Annotated in this window: 26 protein-coding genes; all 26 read left to right on the top strand. The window is 66.8% G+C overall.

Translation table 11 applies throughout. The annotated features are described in order from the left end of the window. The first annotated feature begins 15 nt into the window (after window positions 1–15). The 26 genes from ABKW26_RS07700 to rpsH all read left to right on the top strand — a co-directional run bounded on the left by ABKW26_RS07700 (window position 16) and on the right by rpsH (window position 26733). Window positions 16–1863: a S8/S53 family peptidase gene (locus ABKW26_RS07700; protein ID WP_348592381.1), complete on the top strand. Its 1848-nt coding sequence runs from the start codon at window positions 16–18 to the stop codon at window positions 1861–1863. 100 nt (window positions 1864–1963) lie between these two features. Continuing rightward, window positions 1964–4663 (top strand): CHAT domain-containing protein, encoded by a 2700-nt coding sequence (locus ABKW26_RS07695; protein WP_348592379.1) that lies wholly within the window; start codon window positions 1964–1966, stop codon window positions 4661–4663. 267 nt (window positions 4664–4930) lie between these two features. Beyond that, the gene (gene rplJ / locus ABKW26_RS07690) at window positions 4931–5470 is read left to right on the top strand and encodes a 50S ribosomal protein L10 (RefSeq protein ID WP_348592377.1); all 540 of its coding nucleotides are present in this window, start codon (window positions 4931–4933) and stop codon (window positions 5468–5470) included. Window positions 5471–5550: 80 nt separating this feature from the next. Then, entirely contained in the window at window positions 5551–5934 is a 384-nt protein-coding gene (gene rplL / locus ABKW26_RS07685; protein ID WP_348592375.1) for a 50S ribosomal protein L7/L12, read from the top strand. Window positions 5935–6396: 462 nt separating this feature from the next. Next, window positions 6397–9909, top strand: a complete 3513-nt coding sequence (gene rpoB, locus ABKW26_RS07680; protein WP_348592373.1) for a DNA-directed RNA polymerase subunit beta — start codon at window positions 6397–6399, stop codon at window positions 9907–9909. 135 nt (window positions 9910–10044) lie between these two features. Continuing rightward, the gene (locus ABKW26_RS07675) at window positions 10045–13923 is read left to right on the top strand and encodes a DNA-directed RNA polymerase subunit beta' (RefSeq protein ID WP_348592371.1); all 3879 of its coding nucleotides are present in this window, start codon (window positions 10045–10047) and stop codon (window positions 13921–13923) included. 460 nt (window positions 13924–14383) lie between these two features. Continuing rightward, a complete protein-coding gene (gene rpsL / locus ABKW26_RS07670; protein WP_066464686.1) occupies window positions 14384–14758 on the top strand; it encodes a 30S ribosomal protein S12 in 375 nt (124 codons plus the stop codon). After that, entirely contained in the window at window positions 14758–15228 is a 471-nt protein-coding gene (gene rpsG, locus ABKW26_RS07665; protein ID WP_348592369.1) for a 30S ribosomal protein S7, read from the top strand. Before rpsL ends, rpsG begins: the two co-directional genes overlap by 1 nt. Window positions 15229–15341: 113 nt before the next feature. Continuing rightward, window positions 15342–17444 carry an elongation factor G gene (gene fusA / locus ABKW26_RS07660; RefSeq protein WP_348592367.1) on the top strand — a complete coding sequence of 701 codons (2103 nt, stop codon included), beginning with the start codon at window positions 15342–15344 and terminating at the stop codon, window positions 17442–17444. A gap of 124 nt (window positions 17445–17568) precedes the next feature. Beyond that, complete coding sequence (gene tuf, locus ABKW26_RS07655) at window positions 17569–18759, top strand: elongation factor Tu (protein ID WP_348592366.1); 1191 nt, start codon at window positions 17569–17571, stop codon at window positions 18757–18759. Between the two features lie 475 nt (window positions 18760–19234). Further along, on the top strand, window positions 19235–19543 hold the full coding sequence (rpsJ, locus tag ABKW26_RS07650) for a 30S ribosomal protein S10 (RefSeq protein WP_012867945.1): 309 nt from the start codon (window positions 19235–19237) through the stop codon (window positions 19541–19543). A 19-nt stretch (window positions 19544–19562) separates the two neighbouring features. Beyond that, on the top strand, window positions 19563–20222 hold the full coding sequence (gene rplC / locus ABKW26_RS07645) for a 50S ribosomal protein L3 (RefSeq protein ID WP_348592363.1): 660 nt from the start codon (window positions 19563–19565) through the stop codon (window positions 20220–20222). Between the two features lie 4 nt (window positions 20223–20226). Next, window positions 20227–20931, top strand: coding sequence for a 50S ribosomal protein L4 (rplD, locus tag ABKW26_RS07640; RefSeq protein ID WP_348592361.1), 705 nt, complete (start codon window positions 20227–20229; stop codon window positions 20929–20931). 8 nt (window positions 20932–20939) lie between these two features. Continuing rightward, window positions 20940–21245, top strand: coding sequence for a 50S ribosomal protein L23 (gene rplW, locus ABKW26_RS07635; RefSeq protein ID WP_348592436.1), 306 nt, complete (start codon window positions 20940–20942; stop codon window positions 21243–21245). 32 nt (window positions 21246–21277) lie between these two features. Then, window positions 21278–22120: a 50S ribosomal protein L2 gene (rplB, locus tag ABKW26_RS07630; protein WP_348592359.1), complete on the top strand. Its 843-nt coding sequence runs from the start codon at window positions 21278–21280 to the stop codon at window positions 22118–22120. 12 nt (window positions 22121–22132) lie between these two features. Continuing rightward, complete coding sequence (gene rpsS / locus ABKW26_RS07625; RefSeq protein WP_066464673.1) at window positions 22133–22414, top strand: 30S ribosomal protein S19; 282 nt, start codon at window positions 22133–22135, stop codon at window positions 22412–22414. A gap of 60 nt (window positions 22415–22474) precedes the next feature. Next, entirely contained in the window at window positions 22475–22846 is a 372-nt protein-coding gene (rplV, locus tag ABKW26_RS07620; RefSeq protein WP_098455126.1) for a 50S ribosomal protein L22, read from the top strand. Further along, entirely contained in the window at window positions 22846–23676 is an 831-nt protein-coding gene (gene rpsC / locus ABKW26_RS07615) for a 30S ribosomal protein S3 (protein ID WP_348592357.1), read from the top strand. Before rplV ends, rpsC begins: the two co-directional genes overlap by 1 nt. Before the next feature lie 3 nt (window positions 23677–23679). Next, complete coding sequence (gene rplP / locus ABKW26_RS07610; RefSeq protein WP_348592355.1) at window positions 23680–24099, top strand: 50S ribosomal protein L16; 420 nt, start codon at window positions 23680–23682, stop codon at window positions 24097–24099. Further along, on the top strand, window positions 24099–24338 hold the full coding sequence (gene rpmC / locus ABKW26_RS07605) for a 50S ribosomal protein L29 (protein ID WP_348592353.1): 240 nt from the start codon (window positions 24099–24101) through the stop codon (window positions 24336–24338). Before rplP ends, rpmC begins: the two co-directional genes overlap by 1 nt. Before the next feature lie 7 nt (window positions 24339–24345). Continuing rightward, window positions 24346–24645, top strand: a complete 300-nt coding sequence (gene rpsQ / locus ABKW26_RS07600; protein WP_098455122.1) for a 30S ribosomal protein S17 — start codon at window positions 24346–24348, stop codon at window positions 24643–24645. Between the two features lie 135 nt (window positions 24646–24780). Continuing rightward, a complete protein-coding gene (rplN, locus tag ABKW26_RS07595) occupies window positions 24781–25149 on the top strand; it encodes a 50S ribosomal protein L14 (protein ID WP_319156252.1) in 369 nt (122 codons plus the stop codon). Between the two features lie 3 nt (window positions 25150–25152). Beyond that, entirely contained in the window at window positions 25153–25503 is a 351-nt protein-coding gene (gene rplX, locus ABKW26_RS07590) for a 50S ribosomal protein L24 (RefSeq protein WP_348592351.1), read from the top strand. Next, complete coding sequence (gene rplE / locus ABKW26_RS07585) at window positions 25503–26072, top strand: 50S ribosomal protein L5 (RefSeq protein ID WP_348592349.1); 570 nt, start codon at window positions 25503–25505, stop codon at window positions 26070–26072. Before rplX ends, rplE begins: the two co-directional genes overlap by 1 nt. 1 nt (window position 26073) lies before the next feature. Then, the gene (locus ABKW26_RS07580) at window positions 26074–26259 is read left to right on the top strand and encodes a type Z 30S ribosomal protein S14 (RefSeq protein WP_012867931.1); all 186 of its coding nucleotides are present in this window, start codon (window positions 26074–26076) and stop codon (window positions 26257–26259) included. A 75-nt stretch (window positions 26260–26334) separates the two neighbouring features. Further along, window positions 26335–26733, top strand: coding sequence for a 30S ribosomal protein S8 (gene rpsH, locus ABKW26_RS07575; protein ID WP_348592346.1), 399 nt, complete (start codon window positions 26335–26337; stop codon window positions 26731–26733). Window positions 26734–26736 lie beyond the last annotated feature (3 nt).

Here is a 26736-nt window from a genome sequence, read left to right as displayed (position 1 = left end):
TACGAGAGGGACGGCATGAGTGAGAGCTCGGACGGACAGGGTGCGCAGCGGCGCGACGGCGGCGACGGAGGCGGTCCGAGCGCACCGCTCGAGTGGCGGACGAGGTTCCTCGACCCGGGTGGCGCGTACCGGACCCGGAGCGACGGTCAGCTGCAGCCGACGTGGTACGTCCAGGACCGGATCCTCGTGTCCGGTCCGGCACCGGAGTCACGCCTCAGCGCGCGGGAGCAGCCCGGGCTCGCCGCGCTCGCGCGGGTGGCTGCCGAGGCCGGCTATGACATCGAGGTCGACGAGCGCGACGTCGCGGAGGCCCAGGCCATCCGGTCGGCCGACATCCCGCGGGTGCTGCAGGACGCCGTCCTCGAGGACTTCACGTTCGGCGTCACGCTCGTGCCTGCCGAGGGCAGGGTCGAGTCGCCGCCGGAGGCGTGGGACATCCTCCAGGCTGTCCGCCTCGACGAGGGGGTGCGCAAGGCTGCGGAAGGGCGTGTCCCCTCCCGGGACCCTGCCAGCTGGGGGAGCGGGACCGTCTACGGGCTGGAGCACGTGGTCGGTGCGGTGCCGTTCACCCAGTCCCACCCGTACACCCAGGGGCACCCCTACACGCAGGGGCATCCGTACACCCAGTCCCACCCGTACACGCAAGGTCGCCCCTATACGCAGGGGCATCCGTATACCCAAGGCCACCCCTACACGCAGGGTCACCCGTACACGCAGGGGCATCCGGCCTCGGGCCTGTGGGAGTACTCACGGGCCGGGTCGGGGGGCCGTCAGCCGGTCGCTTGGGTGGGGCCGGCTCCGACGCGCAGCCACCCGGACGGGCCCGGACCGTTCCGTACGAAGGACGGAGTTCCTCGGACGGTCGTCGCAGTCCTCGACACGGGCACGGGGGAGCACTCGTGGCTCGGGCCCGACGTCGTCCGGCGTGACCCGACGGTCCTCGGTCAGCCGGTCGGGCCGTTCCGCGCCCCGGTCCACCCGGTGGAGGACTCGGAGATCGGCGGGATGTCGCTCGCCCCGCTCACCGGCCCTCTCGACCCGGTGGCGGGCCACGGCACCTTCATCGCGGGGGTGGTGCGCCAGGTCGCGCCCGACGTCGGACTCTTGTCGTGCCGGCTCTACGGCGGGACAGGAGTGGTCGCGGAGGCCGACCTGCTCCTGTCCTTGCGCAGGCTCCTGTCGTTCCACATCCTCGGCCTGCTCGGCAGGGAGGGCTACACGCCTGTCGACGTCCTCAACCTGTCCGTCGGCTACTACCACGAACGCCCGGAGGACGAGGTGTTCGACGAACCGTTCGCCCGCGCTCTCCGACGCCTGCGGTACTGGGGCGTCGTCGTGGTCGTGTCGGCGGGGAACGACGGGGTGACCAAGCCGAGCTTCCCGGCGGCGTTCGCGCCGCTCGTCGACCGGTTCGCGTCGCCGGTGACGCCGCTCGACCCGAGCGAGCTGTCCGACGAGCTGGCGCCGATCGTTGCGGTGGGTGCGCTCAACCCCGACGGCACGACCGCGTTGTTCAGCAACGACGGGCCCTGGGTGACGACATCGCGTGTCGGCGCGTCGATGGTGAGCACGGCTCCGGCGGTGGTGAGCGGTGCGCTCACCGCCTCCCGGTCGGTCCCGGGGCTGTGGGACCCGATCGAGCGTCGGACGATCAACCCTGACGGGTGCACGGGCGGGTTCGTCGTCTGGAGCGGCACGTCGTTCGCCGGCCCTCTCGTAGCGGGGCAGATCGCGGGTGCGGTGTTCGAGCAGAACCTCGTGGGCAAGCGGCTGCCGAGCTCGTCCTCGTGGGAGAAGCTGCGGGACGAGCACCGGGCGCGCGGCTGGGCCGCGGTGAAGGAGGTCGTGGGGCTGTCGGTCTGAGCGGACGGCACGTCTGGTCGTCGACCGGGACGGCTCTGGCCCGGGCGGAGAGCCCGTAGGTACACTCGGGACCTCTTTTCCCTGTGCCTACGGAGGCGCCGTGCTCGCTCGACGTGTCGAGGGCTCGAACGGCTCGGACGTGCTCGCTGCAGTCGCTGCTGGCCTGGACGAAGGGCTCGCCCTCAGCGCCCGCGGGCTGCCGGCGCAGGCGCTGGACGTTCTCGCGTCGGCCCTCGATCTGCTCGACGGATCTGCGGACCTCGAGGTGCTCCATACCGTCGACGGCGAGCACGACGGCGCGCACGACGGGGGCCCCGGGGACCCTGGGCGTCCCGGACACCCTGCGCGCCGTGCGCAGTATCTGCGCGCTCGACTCCTGCTGTCGATGGCGCTGAGCCGCTACGAGCTCGACGGCGATCGTGCCGTCACGACGGCGCTCCTCTCGGTCGCCGAGCGTGCGGCTCGTGCGGCGCAGGCTCCCGAGGTGCTCGTGGCGATCCACGGGCAGCGAGGGCTGCTCGCGATGCGTGCGGGTGAGCTCCAGGAGGCCGCTGCCCACCTGGACGACGGGGTCGCTCTCGTCGAGCACGCCGAGGCCCGCGACGCGTGCATCCTCATGCTCAACCGTGGCTCGCTGCACCTCGATCAGGGGAACCTGGTCCAGGCGCGGGAGGACCTGCGGTCCTGCGTCGCCCGTGCGCAGGCGATCGACGACGGGCTGCTCGTCTACAAGGCGAGCCACAACCTCGGGTACCTCGAGTTCCTGGCGGGCGACCTGCCGTTGGCGTTGGCGACGATGGAGACCGCTGCCCGCACGCACCTCGATCCGGCTGACGGATCGGTGGACACCGAGCCGGTCGGTCTCCTCGACCGCGCCCAGGTGCTGCTCGAGGCGGGGCTGCTCAGCGAGGCCGACATCCAGCTTGAGAGGGCCGCCGCACTGTTCGGGGAGCGCGGTCTCGTGCACGACCTGGCCGAGGTGGAGCTCGCGCGAGCGCGGTGCGCGCTGCTCGCTGACAGGCCCGTGGACGCGCTGCGCTGGGCCAGGTCGGCGCGGAGCCGTTTCGGCCGCCGGAAGAATGCGCTGTGGAGGTGCCGCGCTGACCTCGTGGTGTGTCGCGCGCTCCTGATGGAGGTGACGCTGGGGCGACGCGTGGCCCCGTCCCGCGCCCTCGCGCTCGCGCGACGCGCGGAGAACCTGGCGACGGTCGCCGGCGGGCTCGGGGGAGCGGGCGGCTCGGACGTCACGAGCAGCGCGCAGCTCGTCGCGTCCGAGGCCTACGCCCTCGGAGGCGACCTGGCCCGTGCTCGGGATCTCGTCGTCGGTCTGCGCGGCTCGCCGGTGCGTGAGCCGCTCGCTCGTGGGCTGCAGGTCGCGATCGTCCGCGCACGGATCGCGTTCGCGTCCGGCGACCGCGCCGCGGGGCGAGGCCGGGTGCGTGCCGGTCAACGCATGCTCGCGGCCCACCGTGCGCAGCTGGGGTCGGTCGAGGCGGTGACGGCGAGCGCGGTGCACGGGGTCCGGCTCGTCGAGGTGGACGTCGAGGCCGCGCTCGACGCAGGGGACGTCGGGGGTGTCATCGACGCGGTCGAGCGCGGTCGTGCCACGTTCGCGGGCCCTGCGCGTGTGCGTCCGGCTCGCGACGAGGTCACCGCGCAGCTCACGTCGGAGCTGCGGCAGGTCGCGGAGCGGTTGCGGCTGCTCCCGCCGACGGCGTCCGTCGAGGAGACCTCGGGGCTGCAGGCGCAGGCGGCGCGTCTCCGCGAGGCGGTCCGGCAGCACGAGTGGCAGGTGGGCGGCGGTGGGAGACCGCTCCAGCCGCAGTCGATCCGGGGGATCCGACGGATCGTCGAGCGGCGTCCGCGCTCGGTGGTCCTCGAGTTCGTCGTGCAGCACGGAACCGTCCTCGTCGCGACGGTCGACTCCTCCGGGGAGCGGCTGCGGCGGGTCGCCGACGTCGCCGAGCTGGACGAGCGCTCGAGACGTCTCCACGGGGACCTGCGCATGGTGAGCAACCCGCTCATCCCGCCTGCCCTCCGGGATGCTGCCCGGCGGTCGTTCGAGGCCGGGGCCGTGTGGTTCGACGAGCGGCTGCTCGTCGGTGTGCCCGCAGGGGCTGAGGTCCATGTCGTGGGTCCCGGGCAGGTGATCACGCTGCCGTGGGGAGCGCTCCCGTCGCGCCGTGGAGCCGTGACCTCGGTGTCCGCGCACCTGAGCCGGTCCGTGCGACCGCCGGCTGTCGGGCTGGTCGGCGCCGCGGGCCGGTCGGTCTCCTGCATCGCCGGTCCGGGCGTCCCGCACGGCCGTGCGGAGGCGGAGGCGGTCGCGGCGCTGTGGCCCGGCGCACGCGCCCTGTCCGGGAGCGCGGCGACCTGCGAGGCGGCGGCCGAGGCCCTGGGTTCGAGCGACGTGGTCCATCTGGCCACCCACGGGACGCATGTCGCGGAGAACCCGCTGTTCTCGTCCGTGCGCCTCGTCGACGGACCGCTCTTCGCCTATGAGCTCGACGCACTCCGCTCGCCGCCCTCGTTGGTCGTGCTCTCGTCGTGCGATGTCGGGCGGGTGACGGCGACCCCGGGCGGGCAGACCCTCGGGTTCGCCAGCGTCCTCCTGCGCCTGGGCGTCGGTGTGGTCATCGCGTCTGTCGACCCGGTGGGTGATGCGCTCGCTCGTGCGGTCATGCCCCGGCTCCACGCGCTCGTGCGTGCGGGGGAGAGCCCGGCACGCGCGCTGGCGACGGTCGGGGCGCAGTCGGACGACCCGGTTCCCTTCGTGTGCTTCACGTCGACGCTCGGGTGAGAGAGCGGAACCATGGTTTGGACGAGCGCCCGTCGTGACGTAGCATTGGCCCGTACCCAAGACCGCAGGTCGTTGGTCGTGCCCGGAGACGGACCGATCGATCGAAGTTCCGCCAGAGAGCGGAGGCCGGCGCAGGTGAGAGCAAGCAGAGCTGGCCGGAGACGGTCGTGCCATGTGAGCCCCGCGCCTGCGCGGGGCTCTTTTGTTTGTCGGTACGGAAGCCGGGATCCCGGCGAGACCAGCGGCACCACCATCGGAAGGATTGCCATGGCGAGGCCGGACAAGGCAGCCGCAGTAGCAGAGCTCACGGAGATGTTCCGCGAGTCCAACGCTGCCGTGCTGACCGAGTACCGCGGGCTCACCGTCGCGCAGCTCAAGCAGCTGCGTCGGTCGCTCAGCGGCAACGCAACGTACGCCGTGGTGAAGAACACGCTGACCTCTATCGCGGCCAAGGAGGCCGGCGTCGAAGGACTGGACGCCGATCTCGCTGGACCGTCGGCAATCGCCTTCGTCACCGGAGACCCGGTCGAGGCTGCCAAGGGTCTGCGTGACTTCGCCAAGGCGAACCCGCAGCTGGTCATCAAGGCAGGAGTCCTCGACGGACGCCCGCTGACCGCTGCAGACATCACCAAGCTCGCGGACCTCGAGTCCCGCGAGGTGCTGCTGGCCAAGCTGGCCGGCGCGTTCAAGGCGTCGCTCTACCAGGCGGCGTACCTGTTCACGGCACCCGCATCGCAGGCCGTGCGCACCATCGACGCCCTGCGCGAGAAGCAGGCTTCGCCTGAGAGCCAGGACAGCGCGGCCTGAGCCTTCCTCCGGGAAGACGTAGGTCACGCACACACACAACCCTCTGCTTCACGCAGGACAACCAGGAAGGAACGCCGACCATGGCGAAGCTCAGCACCGAAGAGCTCATTGCAGCTTTCAAGGAACTGACCCTCATCGAGCTCTCCGAGTTCGTGAAGGCGTTCGAGGAGACCTTCGAGGTCACCGCAGCAGCCCCCGCAGCCGTTGCAGTTGCCGGTCCGGCAGCCGCTGCCGCTGAGGTCGAAGAGGAGAAGGACGAGTTCGACGTCATCCTCGAGGCCGCTGGCGACAAGAAGATCCAGGTCATCAAGGAGGTGCGCGCCCTCACGAGCCTCGGCTTGAAGGAGGCGAAGGACCTCGTCGACAGCGCTCCCAAGGCTGTCCTTGAGGCTGCGAACAAGGAGACGGCCGAGAAGGCGAAGGCGGCCCTCGAGGGCGCCGGCGCGACCGTCACCCTCAAGTGATCTGAGCCTCACGGCTCGGTCTGCGCGCGCCGCCTGAGAAGGCGGCCCCGGACCATCACAGTGCAATGAGGCCCGCACCCTGTTCAGGGTGCGGGCCTCATCGTCTGCGCTGAATACCTCAGCAGAAGAGACGGATCCTGGACGCGGCGTCCGGCTTCCGTGGCTCACGCTGCTCATGCTCGAACGACCGGGTTGCCCATTCTTGACTCGGTCGGCTATGCTAACGCTTTGCGCTGGCGTGTGCCTGCAAAACCACTCGTAGTGTCGCCGGGACCGGCGTCCCGAGCCCTCGGAGCGAACTCCGGACGGCTCGTGGGCCTTGGTGTCCGGTCGCGCGAGGTGGCGAGATACCTGTGATTTTCGGTGCAGACCGGACATCAGGGTGGGCTCGACACCACAAGGGTGGCGGAGGAGGCCGCAAAGCGCAACAGCGTGCACTCGATCCGCAGGGAAGGACCCCTCTTGGCTGCCTCGCGCACCCCTTCTGCTCCGTCCGCCGACGCAATCGCGAACCGCACCGCGTCTCGGCGCGTCTCCTTCGCCAAGATTTTCGAACCGCTGGAGGTGCCCGACCTCCTGGGCCTCCAGACCGAGAGCTTCGACTGGCTCCTCGGCAACGACAAGTGGCGTGCCCGTGTGGCCATCGCCAACGAGAGCGGTCGGCAGGACGTCCCTGGGACGTCGGGCCTCGAGGAGATCTTCGAGGAGATCTCCCCGATCGAGGACTTCGGGTCCTCGATGTCCCTCTCCTTCTCGAACCACCGCTTCGAGCCGCCGAAGCACACGGCGGAGGAGTGCAAGGAGAAGGACTTCACCTACGCGGCCCCGCTGTTCGTCACGGCCGAGTTCTTCAACTACAACACCGGCGAGATCAAGAGCCAGACGGTCTTCATGGGTGACTTCCCGCTCATGACCGAGCGTGGAACCTTCATCATCAACGGCACTGAGCGCGTCGTCGTGTCGCAGCTCGTCCGTTCCCCGGGCGTCTACTTCGACCGGACCGCCGACAAGACGAGCGACAAGGACATCTTCTCCGCGAAGATCATCCCGTCGCGCGGTGCGTGGCTCGAGTTCGAGATCGACAAGCGCGATGCCGTCGGTGTGCGCGTCGACCGCAAGCGCAAGCAGTCGGTCACGGTGCTCCTCAAGGCGCTCGGCCTGACGGAGTCGGAGATCCGCGAGGAGTTCGCCGACTTCCCGTCCATCCTCGACACCCTCGAGAAGGACCACGTCACCACCGAGGAAGAGGCGCTCGTCGACCTCTACCGCAAGATCCGTCCGGGCGAGCCGCCCACGGTCGAGGCCGGCCGGTCGCTGCTCGAGAACTTCTACTTCAACTCCAAGCGCTACGACCTCGCGAAGGTCGGCCGCTACAAGGTGAACAAGAAGCTCGGCATCGACGCGCCCCTGTCGGACTCCGTCCTCACGGTCACGGACATCGTCGCCACGATCAAGTACCTGGCCGCGCTGCACGCCGACGCGCCCTCGATCCCCGGCAAGAAGAACGACGAGGCGATCGAGGTCCGCGTCGAGACGGACGACATCGACCACTTCGGCAACCGTCGCATCCGCGCCGTCGGCGAGCTCATCCAGAACCAGGTCCGTACGGGTCTGTCCCGGATGGAGCGCGTCGTCCGCGAGCGGATGACGACGCAGGACGTCGAGGCGATCGCGCCGCAGACGCTCATCAACATCCGCCCCGTCGTGGCCTCGATCAAGGAGTTCTTCGGAACCTCCCAGCTGTCGCAGTTCATGGACCAGAACAACCCGCTCGCCGGACTGACGCACAAGCGTCGCCTGTCCGCGCTGGGCCCGGGTGGTCTGTCCCGTGACCGTGCCGGCATGGAGGTCCGTGACGTCCACCCGTCGCACTACGGCCGCATGTGCCCCATCGAGACCCCGGAAGGCCCGAACATCGGCCTCATCGGCTCGCTCGCGTCGTTCGGACGGATCAACCCGTTCGGCTTCATCGAGACGCCGTACCGCAAGGTCGAGGACGGCAAGGTCAGCGACGAGGTCGTCTACCTCACGGCAGACGACGAGGACCGCTTCGTCATCGCCCAGGCGAACACCGAGCTCAAGGCCGACAACTCGTTCCTCACGGAGCGCGTGCTCGTCCGGACCAAGGGTGGCGAGACGGACGACGTCCTCGGCTCCGCGGTCGACTACATGGACGTCTCCCCGCGCCAGATGGTGTCCGTCGCGACGGCGCTCATCCCGTTCCTCGAGCACGACGACGCCAACCGCGCCCTCATGGGTGCCAACATGCAGCGCCAGGCCGTGCCGCTCGTCCGCTCCGAGGCCCCGCTCGTCGGGACCGGCATGGAGCGCCGTGCCGCGATCGACGCCGGCGACGTGCTCGTCGCGACGAAGCCCGGTGTGGTCACGGAGGTCTCCGCCGACCTCATCGTCGTCGCGAACGACGACGCGACCACGACGAGCTACCGCGCTGCGAAGTTCCGCCGCTCGAACCAGGGCACGTCATACAACCAGCGCGTGCTGGTCGACGAGGGTGCACGCGTCGAGGTCGGATCCGTCCTCGGTGACGGCCCCGCGACGGACGAGGGCGAGCTCGCGCTCGGCCGCAACCTCCTCGTCGCGTTCATGTCCTGGGAGGGTCACAACTACGAGGACGCGATCATCCTGTCGCAGCGCCTCGTGCAGGAGGACGTCCTCTCCTCGATCCACATCGAGGAGCACGAGGTCGACGCCCGCGACACGAAGCTCGGCCCGGAAGAGATCACGCGGGACATCCCGAACGTCTCCGAGGACGTCCTCGCTGACCTCGACGAGCGCGGGATCATCCGCATCGGCGCTGAGGTCGGTGCCGGTGACGTGCTCGTCGGCAAGGTCACGCCCAAGGGCGAGACCGAGCTGACCCCGGAGGAGCGCCTGCTCCGTGCGATCTTCGGCGAGAAGGCCCGCGAGGTGCGCGACACCTCCCTCAAGGTCCCTCACGGCGAGTCCGGCACGGTCATCGGCGTCAAGGAGTTCCGTCGTGAGGACGGCGACGAGCTGCCCGCCGGCGTCAACGAGCTCGTGCGCGTGTACATCGCGCAGCGACGCAAGATCACCGCGGGCGACAAGCTCGCCGGCCGTCACGGGAACAAGGGCGTCATCTCGACGATCCTCCCGATCGAGGACATGCCGTTCCTCGAGGACGGCACGCCCGTCGACATCGTCCTCAACCCCATGGGTGTGCCGGGACGCATGAACGTCGGTCAGGTCCTGGAGGTCCACCTCGGGTGGATCGCCGCGCAGGGCTGGGACATCAAGCTCGCGACGGAAGGTGACCTCTCCTGGAAGGAGAACGTCCCCGACATCGCAGCGACCAACGAGCCGCGCCGCCCTGTGGCGACGCCGGTCTTCGACGGACTGCAGGAGAACGCGCTCAGCGGCCTCCTCACGAGCACGCTCCCGAACCGCGACGGCGACCGCATGGTCCAGCCCGACGGCAAGGCGCGCCTGTTCGACGGCCGCTCCGGCGAGCCGTTCCCCGAGGCCGTCTCGGTCGGGTACATGTACATCCTGAAGCTCCACCACCTGGTGGACGACAAGATCCACGCCCGCTCGACGGGCCCGTACTCGATGATCACGCAGCAGCCGCTCGGTGGTAAGGCCCAGTTCGGTGGCCAGCGGTTCGGCGAGATGGAGGTGTGGGCGCTCGAGGCATATGGAGCGGCGTACACCCTCCAGGAGCTGCTGACGATCAAGTCGGACGACGTCCCCGGACGCGTCAAGGTCTACGAGGCCATCGTCAAGGGCGAGAACATCCCTGACTCGGGCATCCCGGAGTCCTTCAAGGTCCTCCTCAAGGAGATGCAGTCGCTGTGCCTGAACGTCGAGGTGCTCTCGAGCGACGGTGTCTCCATCGAGATGCGTGAGTCCGACGACGACGTGTACCGCGCCGCCGAAGAGCTCGGCATCGACCTGTCGCGCCGCCCCAACGCAGCCTCCAGCATCGACGAGATCTGATCTCGGGACTGACGGGGGTGCGCCGCTCATCAACGAGACCGCACCCCCGTCACGAACCGACACCCTGTAGCACCTCCACCGCGCCGGCCGGGAAGAATCCCGACCAGGCCGGCAGACGAAGGAAGTAGGACCACCTTGCTCGACGTCAATGTCTTCGACGAGCTGCGCATCGGACTGGCCACGGCTGACGACATCCGCACCTGGTCGCATGGCGAGGTCAAGAAGCCTGAGACCATCAACTACCGCACGCTCAAGCCCGAGAAGGACGGCCTCTTCTGCGAGAAGATCTTCGGCCCGACCCGGGACTGGGAGTGCTACTGCGGCAAGTACAAGCGCGTGCGCTTCAAGGGCATCATCTGTGAGCGCTGTGGCGTCGAGGTCACCCGCTCCAAGGTGCGCCGTGAGCGCATGGGCCACATCGAGCTCGCCGCGCCCGTCACGCACATCTGGTTCTTCAAGGGCGTGCCCTCACGCCTCGGATACCTGCTCGACCTCGCCCCGAAGGACCTCGAGAAGGTCATCTACTTCGCTGCGTACATGATCACGTCGGTCGACGTCGACGGCCGCCAGGAAGACCTCCCGAACCTCCAGAACGAGATCGACCTGGAGAAGAAGGAGATCACGGACCGCCGCGACAACGACATCGAGGTCCGCGCACAGCGCCTCGAGGCCGACCTTGCTGCGCTCGAGGCCGAAGGCGCCCGCGCCGACGCCCGCCGCAAGGTGCGCGACTCCGCCGAGCGCGAGATGGCGCAGATCCGCAAGCGGTCTGACGCCGAGCTCGACCGTCTCGACCAGGTCTGGGACAAGTTCAAGGCGCTCAAGGTCGCTGACCTCGAGGGCGACGAGATGCTGTACCGCGCGCTCCAGGACCGGTACGGCAACTACTTCGAGGGCTCCATGGGTGCCGCCGCGATCCAGAAGCGGCTCCAGGACTTCGACCTCGTCACCGAGGCCGAGACCCTGCGCGAGATCATCCGCAGCGGCAAGGGCCAGCGCAAGACGCGTGCGCTCAAGCGCCTCAAGGTCGTCAACGCGTTCCTCACCACGACGAACTCGCCGACCGGCATGGTGCTCGACGCCGTCCCCGTCATCCCGCCGGACCTCCGCCCGATGGTGCAGCTCGACGGTGGACGTTTCGCGACGTCCGACCTCAACGACCTGTACCGCCGTGTGATCAACCGGAACAACCGCCTCAAGCGTCTTCTCGACCTCGGCGCGCCGGAGATCATCGTCAACAACGAGAAGCGGATGCTCCAGGAGGCCGTGGACTCGCTGTTCGACAACGGTCGTCGTGGACGCCCGGTCACCGGACCGGGAAACCGCCCGCTCAAGTCGATCTCCGACATGCTCAAGGGCAAGCAGGGGCGTTTCCGTCAGAACCTCCTCGGCAAGCGCGTCGACTACTCCGGCCGTTCGGTCATTGTCGTCGGCCCGCAGCTCAAGCTTCACCAGTGCGGTCTGCCCAAGCAGATGGCGCTCGAGCTGTTCAAGCCGTTCGTCATGAAGCGCCTCGTCGACCTCAACCACGCTCAGAACATCAAGAGCGCCAAGCGGATGGTCGAGCGCGCCAAGTCGGCGGTCTGGGACGTCCTCGAAGAGGTCATCACGGAGCACCCCGTGCTCCTCAACCGTGCTCCGACCCTGCACCGCCTGGGCATCCAGGCGTTCGAGCCTCAGCTCGTCGAGGGCAAGGCCATCCACCTGCACCCGCTCGTCTGCGCAGCGTTCAACGCTGACTTCGACGGTGACCAGATGGCTGTGCACCTGCCCCTGTCGGCGGAGGCGCAGGCCGAGGCCCGCATCCTCATGCTCTCGAGCAACAACATCCTCAAGCCGTCCGACGGTCGCCCCGTAACCATGCCCTCCCAGGACATGATCATCGGGCTGTACCACCTGACGAGCGAGAAGGTCGAGCCCCTCGGAGAAGGCCGCGCGTTCAGCTCGGTCGCCGAGGCGATCATGGCGTTCGACGGTGGCAGCCTGGACCTCAATGCGGAGATCATCATCCGCATGGAGGACCTCGTCCCGCCGACGGACGACACCGACGCTCCTGAGGGCTGGTCCGAAGGACAGCCCCGGTTGTTCAAGACCACGCTCGGACGGGCGCTCTTCAACGAGCTCCTCCCGATCGACTACCCGTACGTCAACTCGGTCGTGGACAAGAAGCGCCTGTCGCAGATCGTCAACGAGCTCGCCGAGACGTACCCCAAGGTCGAGGTCGCCGAGTCTCTCGACGCTCTCAAGGCCGCCGGGTTCCGCTGGGCGACGCGTTCGGGCATCACCATCGCGATCTCCGACGTCGCTACCCCGAGCGCCAAGGCTGCGATCCTCGAGACGCACGAGGCTCGTGCGCTCAAGGTCCAGCAGCAGTTCGACAAGGGTCTGATCACCGACGACGAGCGCCGCCAGGAGCTCATCGAGATCTGGACCCAGGCGACGGACAAGGTCGCGAAGGCGATGCAGGAGAACTTCCCTGTGCGCAACACCGTCTACCGGATGGTCGGCTCGGGTGCACGAGGCAACTGGATGCAGGTCCGCCAGATCGCCGGTATGCGTGGCCTCGTGGCGAACCCGAAGGGTGACATCATCCCTCGCCCGATCAAGTCGAACTACCGTGAGGGTCTCTCCGTCCTCGAGTACTTCATCGCGACGCACGGAGCCCGTAAGGGCCTCGCTGACACCGCGCTGCGTACCGCTGACTCGGGATACCTCACGCGTCGTCTGGTCGACGTCTCGCAGGACGTCATCGTCCGCGAGGAGGACTGTGGCACCGAGCGCGGTCTCACGCTCCCGGTGAGCGAGGACCTCGGCGGTGGCAAGCTCGTCCGGCACGACAAGGTCGAGCAGAGCATCTACTCGCGCACGCTCGCCTCGTCCGTCGAGGTCGGCGGCAAGGTCATCGGCCAGGCGGGAGAGGACGTCGGAGACATCCTCATCGACGCCCTGCTCGCTGCGGGCGTCTCGACGCTCAAGGTGCGGTCGGTCCTCACGTGCGAGTCTCGCGTGGGTACGTGCGCCAAGTGCTACGGCCGTTCGCTCGCGACGGGCAAGCTCGTCGACATCGGTGAGGCCGTCGGTATCATCGCGGCCCAGTCGATCGGTGAGCCGGGAACCCAGCTGACGATGCGTACGTTCCACACCGGTGGTGTGGCGTCCGCGGACGACATCACGCAGGGTCTGCCGCGTGTCACCGAGCTCTTCGAAGCCCGCACCCCCAAGGGTGAGGCGCCGATCGCGGAGTACTCCGGTCGCATCACGATCGACGACTCGGAGCGCACGCGCCGGATCGTCCTCACGCCGGAGGACGGCTCCGAGGAGATCGCGTACGCGGTCACCAAGCGGTCGCGTCTTCTCGTGGAGGACGGCCAGGAGGTCGTCGTCGGGACGCAGCTCGTCCAGGGTGCCGTGGACCCGAAGAAGGTCCTGCGCATCCTCGGCCCGCGTGCCACGCAGAAGCACCTCGTGGACGAGGTCCAGGAGGTCTACCGCTCCCAGGGCGTGGACATCCACGACAAGCACATCGAGGTCATCGTGCGGCAGATGCTGCGTCGCGTGACGGTCCTCGACTCGGGCGACTCGATCCTCCTCCCGGGTGAGCTGGCCGAGCGTGGCCGCTTCGAGGACGCCAACCGTCGTGCAGTGGCGGAGGGTGGCCAGCCGGCCTCTGGACGTCCGGAGCTCATGGGCATCACGAAGGCGTCGCTCGCGACCGACTCGTGGCTCTCGGCAGCGTCGTTCCAGGAGACCACGCGCGTGCTCACGGAGGCCGCGATGAGCGGTCGCCGCGACCCGCTGCTCGGGCTCAAGGAGAACGTCATCCTCGGAAAGCTCATCCCGGCCGGTACCGGCCTGCCTCGCTACGGCAACGTGCGGGTCGAGCCCACCGAAGAGGCGAAGGCGGAGCTCTACCCGAGCTTCGGCTACGACGAGATCGACTTCCCGGCGCTCGGTATGGGCTCCGGCGAGGCGATCCCGCTCGAGGACATCGACTTCGGTCCCGACTTCCGCTAGTCGGTCGTCGCTCGACGCGGGGCGGTTCCCTCCGGGGGGCCGCCCCGCTCTGCTGTCGGGCCACGTCTGCCGTGTGGACCATGGCGGCCCACATCACTTTGACCTACCTCCCATCCGCAGGTAGGCTTGGAAACCGTGCCCGTGCTGTCGGGCCCTTGAGACCAAGCCTCGTCGGTCGCCGAACGACTTCACAGTCGTCCTGGCTCGATGGACTGGGGGAGGCTCGCACCAAGACCGGAGCGCACGCTGCGGTCGGTGCGACGAGGATCTCTCCCGACAGCGGGTACTTCTGGCTCGGCGCGCTCGGCGCGCAGAGCTGGACCATCGAGCCGGTGGTACGTGGCGTATTGCAGCGAAGCTGCGGTGCCGTCGTGCACCCAGCTCGGACACGACCAGCAATGCTTGCCAGCAGCCACCGCCGGGAACCACCCCGGCGAGCTCGAGTAGACACGGAGACGCAGTGCCCACGATTCAGCAGCTCGTCCGCAAGGGGCGGACATCGAAGGTCGGAAAGTCCAAGACGCCGGCCCTCAAAGGATCCCCTCAGCGGCGCGGTGTGTGCACCCGCGTCTACACCACCACCCCGAAGAAGCCGAACTCCGCGCTCCGCAAGGTTGCTCGCGTGAAGCTCTCCAGTGGCGTTGAGGTCACCGCGTACATCCCCGGTGTCGGACACAACCTCCAGGAGCACTCCATCGTGCTCGTGCGTGGCGGTCGTGTGAAGGACCTTCCCGGTGTGCGCTACAAGGTCATCCGCGGCGCTCTCGACACCCAGGGTGTCAAGAACCGCAAGCAGGCTCGCAGCCGCTACGGCGCGAAGAAGGAGAAGAGCTGATGCCTCGCAAAGGCCCGGCCCCGAAGCGGCCCCTCATCGTCGACCCGGTCTACGGATCCCCGGTCGTCACACAGCTGATCAACAAGGTCCTCATGGACGGCAAGAAGTCGACCGCCGAGGCCATCGTCTACGGAGCGCTCGAGGGCGTTCGTGACAAGACTGCCGGCGACCCCGTCGTCGTCCTCAAGCGCGCTCTGGAGAACGTCCGCCCCGCGCTCGAGGTCCGCTCGCGCCGCGTCGGTGGCGCGACCTACCAGGTCCCGGTCGAGGTTCGCCCCGTCCGCTCCACCACGCTCGCGCTGCGCTGGCTCACCGACTACTCGCGAGCACGCCGCGAGAAGACGATGACCGAGCGCCTCATGAACGAGATCCTCGACGCGAGCAACGGCCTCGGTGCCGCTGTCAAGCGCCGCGAGGACATGCACAAGATGGCCGAGTCCAACAAGGCCTTCGCGCACTACCGCTGGTGATGATGCGGTGCCCCGGGACCTGTCCCGGGGCACCCGCTCATCCCTCGACGCCCCGCAGGCGTCATCTGTCTCACGTCTGAGCTTCATCCCCCACCAGTAAGAGGTAAACCACCGTGGCACTTGACGTGCTCACCGACCTGAGCAAGGTCCGCAACATCGGCATCATGGCTCACATCGATGCTGGCAAGACGACCACCACCGAGCGGATCCTGTTCTACACGGGGGTCAACTACAAGATCGGTGAGACGCACGACGGCGCGTCGACGATGGACTGGATGGAGCAGGAGCAGGAGCGCGGCATCACGATCACGTCCGCCGCGACGACCTGCTACTGGAAGAACAACCAGATCAACATCATCGACACCCCCGGGCACGTCGACTTCACGGTCGAGGTGGAGCGCTCGCTCCGCGTCCTCGACGGTGCTGTCGCGGTGTTCGACGGCAAGGAGGGTGTCGAGCCTCAGTCCGAGACGGTCTGGCGCCAGGCGGACAAGTACGAGGTCCCGCGCATCTGCTTCGTCAACAAGATGGACAAGCTGGGCGCCGACTTCTACTTCACGGTCGACACGATCGTCAACCGCCTCAAGGCGAAGCCGCTCGTCATCCAGCTTCCGATCGGCTCCGAGAGCGACTTCATCGGTGTCGTCGACCTCGTCGAGCAGAAGGCCCTCGTGTGGCGCGGCGTGACCGCCCTGGGCGAGGAGTACTCCACCGAGGAGATCCCGGCCGACCTCGTCGAGAAGGCTGCGCAGTACCGCGCGGAGCTGCTCGAGGCAGTCGCCGACGCGTCCGAAGAGCTCATGGAGAAGTACCTCAACGGTGAAGAGCTCACCGTCGCCGAGATCAAGGCCGGCATCCGCCAGCTGACGATCCGGTCCGAGGCCTACCCGGTGCTCTGTGGTTCCGCGTTCAAGAACAAGGGCGTCCAGCCCATGCTCGACGCGGTCATCGACTACCTCCCGACCCCGCTCGACGTGCCTGCCATGCAGGGCCACGACGTGCGTGACGAGGAGAAGGTCGTCGAGCGCCACCCCGACTCGAGCGAGCCGTTCGCGGCCCTCGCGTTCAAGGTTGCGACGCACCCGTTCTTCGGCAAGCTCACCTACGTGCGGGTCTACTCCGGCCACGTCGGACAGGGCGCCCAGGTGCTCAACTCGACGAAGAACAAGAAGGAGCGCATCGGGAAGCTCTTCCAGATGCACTCCAACAAGGAGAACCCGGTCGACGACGCGACGGCCGGTCACATCTACGCGTTCATCGGCCTCAAGGACGTCACGACGGGCGACACGCTCTGCGACATCCAGAACCCGGTCGTCCTCGAGTCGATGACGTTCCCGGAGCCGGTCATCTCGGTGGCCATCGAGCCGAAGACGAAGGGTGACCAGGAGAAGCTCTCCGTCGCCATCCAGAAGCTCTCGGACGAGGACCCGACGTTCCAGGTCTCGCTCAACGTCGACACCGGCCAGACGGTCATCGCGGGGATGGGCGAGCTTCACCTCGACATCCTCGTCGACCGCATGCGCCGCGAGTTCAACGTCGAGGCCAACGTCGGCAAGCCCCAGGTCGCGTACCGCGAGACCATCCGCCGCACGGTGGACAAGATCGACTACACGCACAAGAAGCAGACCGGTGGATCCGGTCAGTTCGCCAAGGTGCAGATGTCGTTCGAGCCGCTGGACCCTGCCGAGGGCGAGCTCTACGTCTTCGAGAACAAGGTCGGCGGTGGCCGTATCCCTCGCGAGTACATCCCGAGCGTGGACGCCGGTATCCAGGCAGCGATGGAGCTCGGCGTGCTCGCCGGGTACCCGCTCGTCGGGATCAAGGCGATCCTGCTCGACGGCGCCTTCCACGAGGTCGACTCGTCGGAGATGGCGTTCAAGATTGCCGGCTCGATGATCCTCAAAGAGGGCGTCAGGAAGGCAGACCCGGTTCTGCTGGAGCCGGTCATGGCGGTCGAGGTCCGGACGCCCGAGGAGTACATGGGCGACGTGATCGGCGACATCAACTCGCGTCGAGGCATGATCCAGTCGATGGAAGACGCGACGGGTGTCAAGGTCATCCAGGCCCAGGTGCCCCTCTCAGAGATGTTCGGGTACATCGGTGACCTGCGGTCGAAGACCCAGGGTCGTGCTGTGTACTCGATGCAGTTCGACAGCTACTCCGAGGTTCCTCGGAACGTTGCCGAAGAGATCATCAAGAAGACCCGGGGCGAGTGAGTCCCCACAGGTCGAGCTGTAGAATCACCACCATCAACCTGTAGCGACCCGCACGCCCCGCAGATTGGCTCATGAGCCCTTCTGCATCGTTCGGCACAACTACCCAAGTCCCAGGAGGACCCCAGTGGCGAAGGCCAAGTTCGAGCGGACCAAACCGCACGTCAACATCGGAACCATCGGTCACGTTGACCACGGTAAGACGACGCTCACGGCAGCGATCTCGAAGGTGCTGCACGACAAGTACCCGGACCTGAACCCCGAGTTCAAGTTCGACGACATCGACAAGGCGCCCGAAGAGAAGCAGCGCGGTATCACGATCAACATCGCGCACATCGAGTACCAGACGGAGAAGCGTCACTACGCTCACGTCGACGCTCCCGGTCACGCCGACTACATCAAGAACATGATCACCGGTGCCGCACAGATGGACGGCGCGATCCTCGTGGTCGCGGCGACCGACGGCCCGATGGCTCAGACGCGCGAGCACGTCCTGCTCGCCCGTCAGGTGGGTGTTCCTTACCTCCTCGTCGCGCTGAACAAGGCCGACATGGTGGACGACGAGGAGATCCTGGAGCTCGTCGAGATGGAGGTGCGCGAGCTTCTCTCCGCACAGGGCTTCGACGGCGACAACGCTCCCGTCGTGCGCGTCTCCGGCCTCAAGGCGCTCGAGGGCGACGCGACCTGGACGAAGTCCGTCGAGGACCTCCTCGAGGCTGTCGACGAGAACGTGCCGGACCCGGTGCGCGACCTCGACAAGCCCTTCCTCATGCCGATCGAGGACGTCTTCACGATCACCGGTCGTGGAACCGTCGTCACCGGCAAGGTCGACCGTGGACGTCTCGCGGTCAACTCCGAGGTCGAGATCGTCGGAATCCGCAACCCGCAGAAGACGACGGTCACGGGCATCGAGACCTTCCACAAGTCCATGGACGAGGCACAGGCCGGCGACAACACCGGTCTCCTCCTCCGTGGCATCAAGCGCGAGGACGTCGAGCGCGGCCAGGTCGTCGTGAAGCCGGGTTCCATCACCCCGCACACGAACTTCGAGGCTCGCGTCTACATCCTCGGCAAGGACGAGGGCGGGCGTCACAACCCGTTCTACTCGAACTACCGTCCGCAGTTCTACTTCCGCACCACCGACGTCACCGGCGTCATCACGCTGCCTGAGGGCACCGAGATGGTCATGCCCGGCGACAACACGGAGATGACGGTCGAGCTCATCCAGCCGATCGCCATGGAAGAGGGCCTCGGCTTCGCCATCCGCGAGGGTGGACGTACGGTCGGATCGGGCCAGGTCACCAAGATCAACAAGTGATCTTGTCTGACTAGCTGAGCATCGCTCGGGAGGACCCGGCAGCCTGTGGGCTGCCGGGTCCTCGTGCGTTCCCCGAGAATGCGCCGACATGACAGAGGTCTCCCTGCGCGCTCCCGGGCTCGCTGGCTTTTCCGGGGATCGTCTGGCAGACTGTTCAGGTTGCCTGTTGCGGGCGCGCTCATTCAAATATCGAACAGTGTGTTGAACCGTCCGGCCCTAGGGGCCGTTCCGCGTGTTGGACTCTCTGTGCGATGGACAGATTGAGGTGCCGCGGAACCGAGGTTCCACACAGGCGAGAAGACGTTGCGGACCAGTTCTGCGTCGTGGGGTGCACTACCGGCCCGCGAGCTGCGGAGTGGTTCACATATCCAACGGTCCCGCACCACAGAGTGGTGCAGCGCGAATGTGTGTCGCTGAATGCGACACGCCCGAGCGCGGGGGCCGGTCAGTTCGAGAGAGAGAGTCAGACGACGCCATGGCGGGACAGAAGATCCGCATCCGGCTCAAGTCCTACGACCACGAGGTCATCGACAGCTCGGCGCGCAAGATCGTCGACACGGTGACACGCGCTGGTGCGACGGTCGTGGGCCCGGTGCCGTTGCCGACGGAGAAGAACGTGTTCTGCGTAATCCGTTCGCCTCACAAGTACAAGGACAGCCGCGAGCACTTTGAAATGCGCACGCACAAGCGGCTCATCGACATCATCGATCCCACGCCGAAGGCGGTCGACTCGCTCATGCGTCTCGACCTGCCCGCCGACGTGAACATCGAGATCAAGCTCTGAGACTGGGAGGGACATACACATGGCTACCCAGCAAAACGAACGGCCCGTGACGGCCGTGCTCGGAACCAAGCTCGGGATGACCCAGGTCTGGAACGAAGCAGGACTTCTCGTTCCCGTCACCGTGGTCCAGGTGGGCACCAACGTGGTGACCCAGGTCCGTACGGCTGACGTCGACGGCTATGCAGCCGTCCAGCTCGCCTACGGTGCCATCGACCCGCGCAAGGTGACGCAGCCGCTGAAGGGTCACTTCGCGAAGGCCGGGGTCACCCCGCGCCGTCACGTGACCGAAATCCGCACGTCCAACGCTGGCGAGTACAACCTCGGCCAGGAGCTCACCGTGGAGGCCTTCGAGGCCGGAAGCGTTGTGGACGTCGTCGGAACGACCAAGGGTAAGGGCACCGCCGGTGTCATGAAGCGCCACGGCTTCCACGGCGTTGGCGCGTCCCACGGTGCGCACCGCAACCACCGCAAGCCCGGATCGATCGGTGGGGCCTCGACCCCGTCGCGCGTGTTCAAGGGTGTGCGGATGGCTGGTCGGATGGGTGTTGACCGTCAGACCACGCAGAATCTGACCGTTCACGCGGTCGATGCCGAGAAGGGTCTGCTGCTCGTCAAGGGCGCGGTTCCCGGCCCCAAGGGTGGCGTCGTCCTCGTGCGTAGTGCAGCGAAGGGTGCGTGACAGCATGTCTGAAACGCTGACCGTCGACGTCATCGACGCCACAGGCAAGAAGGCTGGCTCTGCCGACCTTCCCGCCGAGGTGTTCGACGTCCAGGCGAATATTCCTCTCATCCACCAGGTCGTTGTCGCGCAGCTCGCTGCAGCCCGCCAGGGCACGCACAGCACCAAGACCCGCGGCGAGGTTCGCGGTGGTGGTCGCAAGCCGTACAAGCAGAAGGGCACCGGCCGCGCCCGTCAGGGCTCGATCCGTGCACCTCAGTTCGCCGGTGGAGGTGTGGTCCACGGACCGACGCCTCGCGACTACAGCCAGCGGACGCCCAAGAAGATGAAGCAGGCTGCACTGCGCGGAGCACTCTCCGACCGCGCACGCGCCGGCCGCATCCATGTCGTGACCGGCTTCGGCATCGATGGCTCGCCGTCGACCAAGCAGGCGCTCGCGTCGCTCGCGAACCTCTCGCCTCGCAAGAACGTGCTCGTGGTTCTCGAGCGTGGCGACGAGCTCACCGTGAAGTCGCTGCAGAACGCTGAGCAGGTCCACCTCCTGGTGGCCGACCAGCTGAACACCTACGACGTGCTCATCTCCGACGACGTGGTCTTCACGCAGGGTGCGCTCACCGCGTTCCTCGCCGGACCCGCGAAGGGCGCATCGGTCAAGGCCGTCGCGACGGAGTCCGAGTCGGCACAGCTCGACAAGGAGGCCACCAAGTGACCACGCCCATCGCCACCACGGTTCAGAAGGACCCGCGCGACATCGTGATCGCACCGGTCCTCTCTGAGAAGAGCTACGGCCTGCTCGACGAGGGGAAGTACACCTTCCTCGTCGACCCGCGGTCGAACAAGACGGAGATCAAGATCGCCATCGAGAAGATCTTCGGTGTCAAGGTCGCCTCCGTCAACACGATCAACCGCAAGGGCAAGTCCCGGCGGACCCGTTTCGGTACTGGCAAGCGTAAGGACACCAAGCGTGCGATCGTCTCTCTTCGCGAGGGCTCGATTGACATGTTCGGTGGACCCGTCGGCTGAGCCGGCCGAGAGCAGATTGAGGACAGATCCCCATGGGAATCCGTAAGTACAAGCCGACTACGCCCGGACGCCGCGGCTCCAGCGTTGCCGACTTCGTCGAGATCACGCGCTCGGAGCCGGAGAAGTCTCTCGTCCGTCCGCTCCACAAGACCGGAGGACGTAACAGCTCCGGTCGTATCACCACCCGTCACAAGGGTGGTGGCCACAAGCGTGCGTACCGCGTCATCGACTTCCGTCGCCACGACAAGGACGGCGTGCCCGCCAAGGTCGCTCACATCGAGTACGACCCCAACCGGACCGCCCGCATCGCGCTCCTGCACTATGCAGACGGCGAGAAGCGCTACATCATCGCGCCGAACAAGCTCGGCCAGGGCGACATGATCGAGAACGGCGCCGGCGCTGACATCAAGCCCGGCAACAACCTGCCGCTCCGCAACATCCCGACCGGTACCGTCATCCACGCTGTCGAGCTCAAGCCCGGCGGCGGCGCGAAGATGGCCCGCTCGGCCGGTGCTTCGGTGCAGCTCGTCGCCAAGGACGGGCCCTACGCCCAGCTGCGTCTGCCGTCCGGCGAGATCCGCAACGTCGACCTGCGCTGCCGCGCGACGGTCGGCGAGGTGGGCAACGCCGAGCAGTCGAACATCAACTGGGGCAAGGCCGGCCGCATGCGCTGGAAGGGCAAGCGCCCGACCGTCCGCGGTGTCGCGATGAACCCGATCGACCACCCTCACGGTGGTGGAGAAGGAAAGACCTCCGGTGGACGTCACCCTGTCAGCCCCTGGGGCCAGGCAGAAGGACGTACCCGTCGTCCCAACAAGGCGAGTGACAAGCTCATCGTGCGTCGCCGTCGTTCCGGCAAGAACAAGAAGCGTTGATAGGAGCCTGACATGCCACGCAGCCTGAAGAAGGGCCCCTTCGTCGACGGACACCTCCAGAAGAAGGTGGACGTCCAGAACGAGAAGGGGACCAAGAACGTAATCAAGACCTGGTCCCGTCGGTCGGTCATCACGCCCGACTTCCTCGGTCACACTTTTGCCGTGCACGACGGGCGCAAGCACACCCCGGTGTTCGTCACCGAGTCGATGGTCGGTCACAAGCTCGGCGAGTTCTCGCCGACCCGGACGTTCCGCGGCCACGTGAAGGACGACAAGAAGGGCCGTCGCCGCTGACCCCCGGGTCAGTCGCGAGAGGACCTCTTGGTCATGAAGACACAAGAAGGCAGGACAGCAATGGAAGCCAAGGCGCAGGCACGGTTCGTCCGTGTCACGCCTCAGAAGGCCCGGCGCGTCGTGGATCTTATCCGTGGCAAGCAGGCAACTGAGGCCGTCGCGGTGCTGAAGTTCGCACCGCAAACAGCGAGTGAGCCCATCCTCAAGGTCGTGCAGAGCGCGATCGCGAACGCACGGGTGAAGGCAGACCGCGCGAGCGTCGCATTTGACGAGCAGAAGCTCTTCATCTCTGAGGCGTTCATCGACGAGGGACCAACCCTCAAGAGGTTCCGTCCCCGTGCGCAGGGGCGGGCCAGCCAGATCCTCAAGCGGACGAGCCACATCACCGTGGTCGTCACTCCGCGCGAAGACACGAAGGGAAGGGCCCGATAGTGGGACAGAAGGTTCACCCACACGGGTACCGTCTCGGAATCACCACCGACCACCGGTCGCGTTGGTTCGCCGACAGCACCAAGCCCGGACAGCGCTACCGCGACTACGTCCGCGAGGACGTGCAGATCCGCAAGCTCATGAGCACCGGTCTGGAGCGCGCTGGAATCTCGAAGGTTGAGATCGAGCGCACCCGCGACCGCGTCCGCGTCGACATCCACACCGCCCGTCCGGGCATCGTGATCGGTCGTCGTGGCGCCGAGGCAGACCGCATCCGCGGCGAGCTCGAGAAGCTCACCGGCAAGCAGGTCCAGCTCAACATCCTCGAGGTCAAGAACGCTGAGATCGACTCTCAGCTCGTGGCCCAGGGGATCGCGGAGCAGCTCGCGAGCCGCGTGTCCTTCCGTCGTGCCATGCGCAAGGGCATGCAGTCCGCGCAGCGCGCCGGCGCCAAGGGCATCCGTGTCCAGTGCTCCGGTCGTCTGGGCGGCGCCGAGATGAGCCGTAGCGAGTTCTACCGCGAAGGTCGTGTGCCCCTGCACACGCTCCGCGCGAACATCGACTACGGATTCTTCGAGGCCCGCACGACCTTCGGCCGCATCGGCGTGAAGGTCTGGATCTACAAGGGCGACATGACCGAGAAGGAGTTCGCTGCGCAGCAGGCGACGCAGGCGCCCCGCGCGCCCCGCGGCGGCCCGCGCAACGACCGTCCGGCTCGCACCGGCGCCCGTCGTCCAGAGCGTCCGGCTGCCGCCGAGACGCCCGCCCAGGCTGAGCAGGCTCCTGTCGGACAGGACGCCGCACCGGCCGCTGTCACCGGAACGGAGGCCTGAGCGATGCTCATCCCGCGCAGGCTCAAGCACCGCAAGCAGCACCACCCGGGGCGCTCCGGCGCCGCAACGGGTGGCACCGTGATCTCGTTCGGTGAGTACGGAATCCAGGCTCTCGAGCCGGCCTACGTCACGAACCGCCAGATCGAGGCTGCTCGTATCGCAATGACCCGCCACATCAAGCGTGGCGGCAAGGTCTGGATCAACATCTATCCGGACCGCCCGCTGACCAAGAAGCCAGCGGAAACCCGAATGGGATCCGGTAAGGGTTCCCCGGAGTGGTGGATCGCCAACGTCAAGCCCGGACGCATCGTGTTCGAGCTTGCCGGTGTTCCCGAGGACCTGGCCCGCGAGGCCATGCGCCGCGCGATCCACAAGCTCCCGATGAAGTGCCGATTCGTGGTACGCGAGGGTGGTGGCAACTGATGGCTATCGGAACAAAGGATCTGGCTCCCAGCGAGCTGGACGGGTTCGACAACGACAAGCTCGTTGCTGAGCTCGAGAAGGCGAAGAAGGAGCTCTTCAACCTCCGGTTCCAGTCGGCCACAGGCCAGCTGGAGAGCCACGGACGGCTGAAGGCAGTCCGCCGCGACATCGCTCGGATCTACACGATCCTCCGTGAGCGCGAGCTCGGCATCCGTACCGCACCGAGCGTGAGTGAGTGAGGCTGACATGAGCGAAAACGTTGCTGGAGCTGTTGCTTCAGAGCAGGAAGCCGCGAAGCGGCCGAACCGCAAGACGCGGCGCGGCTATGTCGTGAGCGACAAGATGGACAAGACCGTCGTCATCGAGGTCGAAGACCGGGTCAAGCACCCGCTCTACGGTAAGGTGATCCGGCGCACCAGCAAGGTCAAGGCGCACGACGAGCAGAACTCTGCTGGTATCGGCGACCTCGTCCTCATCATGGAGACCCGCCCGCTGTCCGCTACCAAGCGGTGGCGCCTGGTGGAGATCCTCGAAAAGGCCAAGTAGCAAGCTCGCTGCGGGCGGGCCGTGCTCGTCACGGTTCGCCCCCAGCGGTGCCTGATCTACTGCAGTGCTTGACAGTTATCCGTTCGGCAAGGCTCGCCGCGTGCGAGAACCAGCTCGACGACAGGAGTTCATTACATGATCCAGCAGGAGTCGCGACTTCGAGTCGCCGACAACACGGGTGCCAAGGAGATCCTCTGCATCCGCGTTCTCGGTGGGTCGGGCCGTCGCTACGCCGGAATCGGCGACACCATCGTCGCAACCGTTAAGGATGCGATTCCCGGCGGCAACGTCAAGAAGGGCGACGTGGTCAAGGCCGTCATCGTCCGGACCACCAAGGAGCGCCGTCGTCCCGACGGTTCTTACATCAAGTTCGACGAGAACGCCGCCGTGATCCTCAAGGCTGACGGCGAGCCTCGTGGAACCCGCATCTTCGGCCCTGTGGGCCGCGAGCTGCGCGACAAGAAGTTCATGAAGATCATCTCGCTGGCGATGGAGGTGCTCTGAATCATGGCGAAGATCAAGAAGGGCGACACGGTGATTGTCATCGCCGGTCGCGACAAGGGAAAGACCGGGCGCGTGCTCGAGGTCCTCACGGACTCTGACCGCGTCATCGTCGAGGGCGTCCAGCGGGTCAAGAAGCACGTCAAGGTCGGCCAGACCCAGCGTGGGACCACGACCGGTGGGATCGAGACCGTCGAGGCGCCGATCCACGTCAGCAACGTCCAGTACTACGACGCAGAGGCCAAGCGCGGCAAGCGCGTCGGCGTCCGCAGCGAGCAGGTCGAGCGTGACGGTCGTACGCGCACGGTTCGCGTTCGCGTGACCCGTGGTCACGGCGACACCGAGAAGGACATCTGATGAGCACTGAGACGTACGCAAAGGCACAGCCTCGCCTCAAGGCCCGCTACGCCGCGGAGATCCTCCCCGGCCTGCGTGAGGAGTTCGGGCACGAGAACGTCAACCAGGTTGCTGGTCTGACGAAGATCGTCGTGAACATGGGTGTCGGCGATGCTGCCAAGGACTCGAAGCTGATCGAGGGCGCGATCCGCGACCTCACCGCCATCACCGGCCAGAAGCCGCAGGTCACGAAGGCCCGCAAGTCGATCGCCCAGTTCAAGCTGCGTGAGGGTATGCCCATCGGCGCCCACGTCACGCTGCGCGGCGACCGGATGTGGGAGTTCGCCGACAGGCTCCTGTCGATCGCGCTCCCGCGCATCCGTGACTTCCGTGGTCTCTCGCCGAAGCAGTTCGATGGTCACGGGAACTACACGTTCGGTCTGACCGAGCAGGCGATGTTCCACGAGATCGACCCCGACAAGATCGACCGGGTTCGTGGCATGGACATCACCATCGTGACCACCGCTACCACGGATGCTGAGGGCCGCTCACTTCTGAAGCGTCTCGGCTTCCCCTTCAAGGAGAACTGACATGGCGAAGAAGGCCCTGGTCAACAAGGCGGCCGCAAAGCCCAAGTTCGCGGTACGCGCCTACACCCGGTGCCAGAAGTGCGGACGTCCGCACTCTGTGTACCGCAAGTTCGGACTTTGCCGCATCTGCGTGCGCGAGATGGCGCACCGCGGCGAACTTCCCGGCGTCACCAAGAGCAGCTGGTAACAACTACGTCGTAGGTCCGGCCTGCATCGTTCGACGATGTGACTGGATACCCCGGCGAGGAAGGGCAGAAGCCCAATGACAATGACCGACCCGATCGCAGACATGCTGACACGTCTGCGTAACGCGAACTCGGCTTACCACGACACGGTCACCATGCCGTTCTCGAAGCTGAAGTCGCACATTGCTGAGATCTTGCAGGCCGAGGGATACATCACCGGCTGGAAGGTGGAGGACGCCCCCGTGGGCAAGTACCTCACCATCGAGCTGAAGTTCGGACCCGAGCGTGAGCGTTCGCTCGCCGGGATCCGTCGTATCTCGAAGCCTGGACTGCGTGTCTACGCAAAGTCCACCAACCTGCCGAAGGTTCTCGGCGGCCTCGGCGTGGCGATCCTGTCCACGTCCTCCGGCCTCCTGACCGACAAGCAGGCCGCAAAGAAGGGCGTGGGTGGGGAAGTCCTCGCCTACGTCTGGTAATCG

The organism is Sanguibacter sp. 25GB23B1 (assembly GCF_040012415.1).
GTDB lineage: Bacteria > Actinomycetota > Actinomycetes > Actinomycetales > Cellulomonadaceae > Sanguibacter.
Note: the sequence above shows the minus strand (reverse complement) of the source record. Positions and strands in the feature narration are given on the sequence as shown.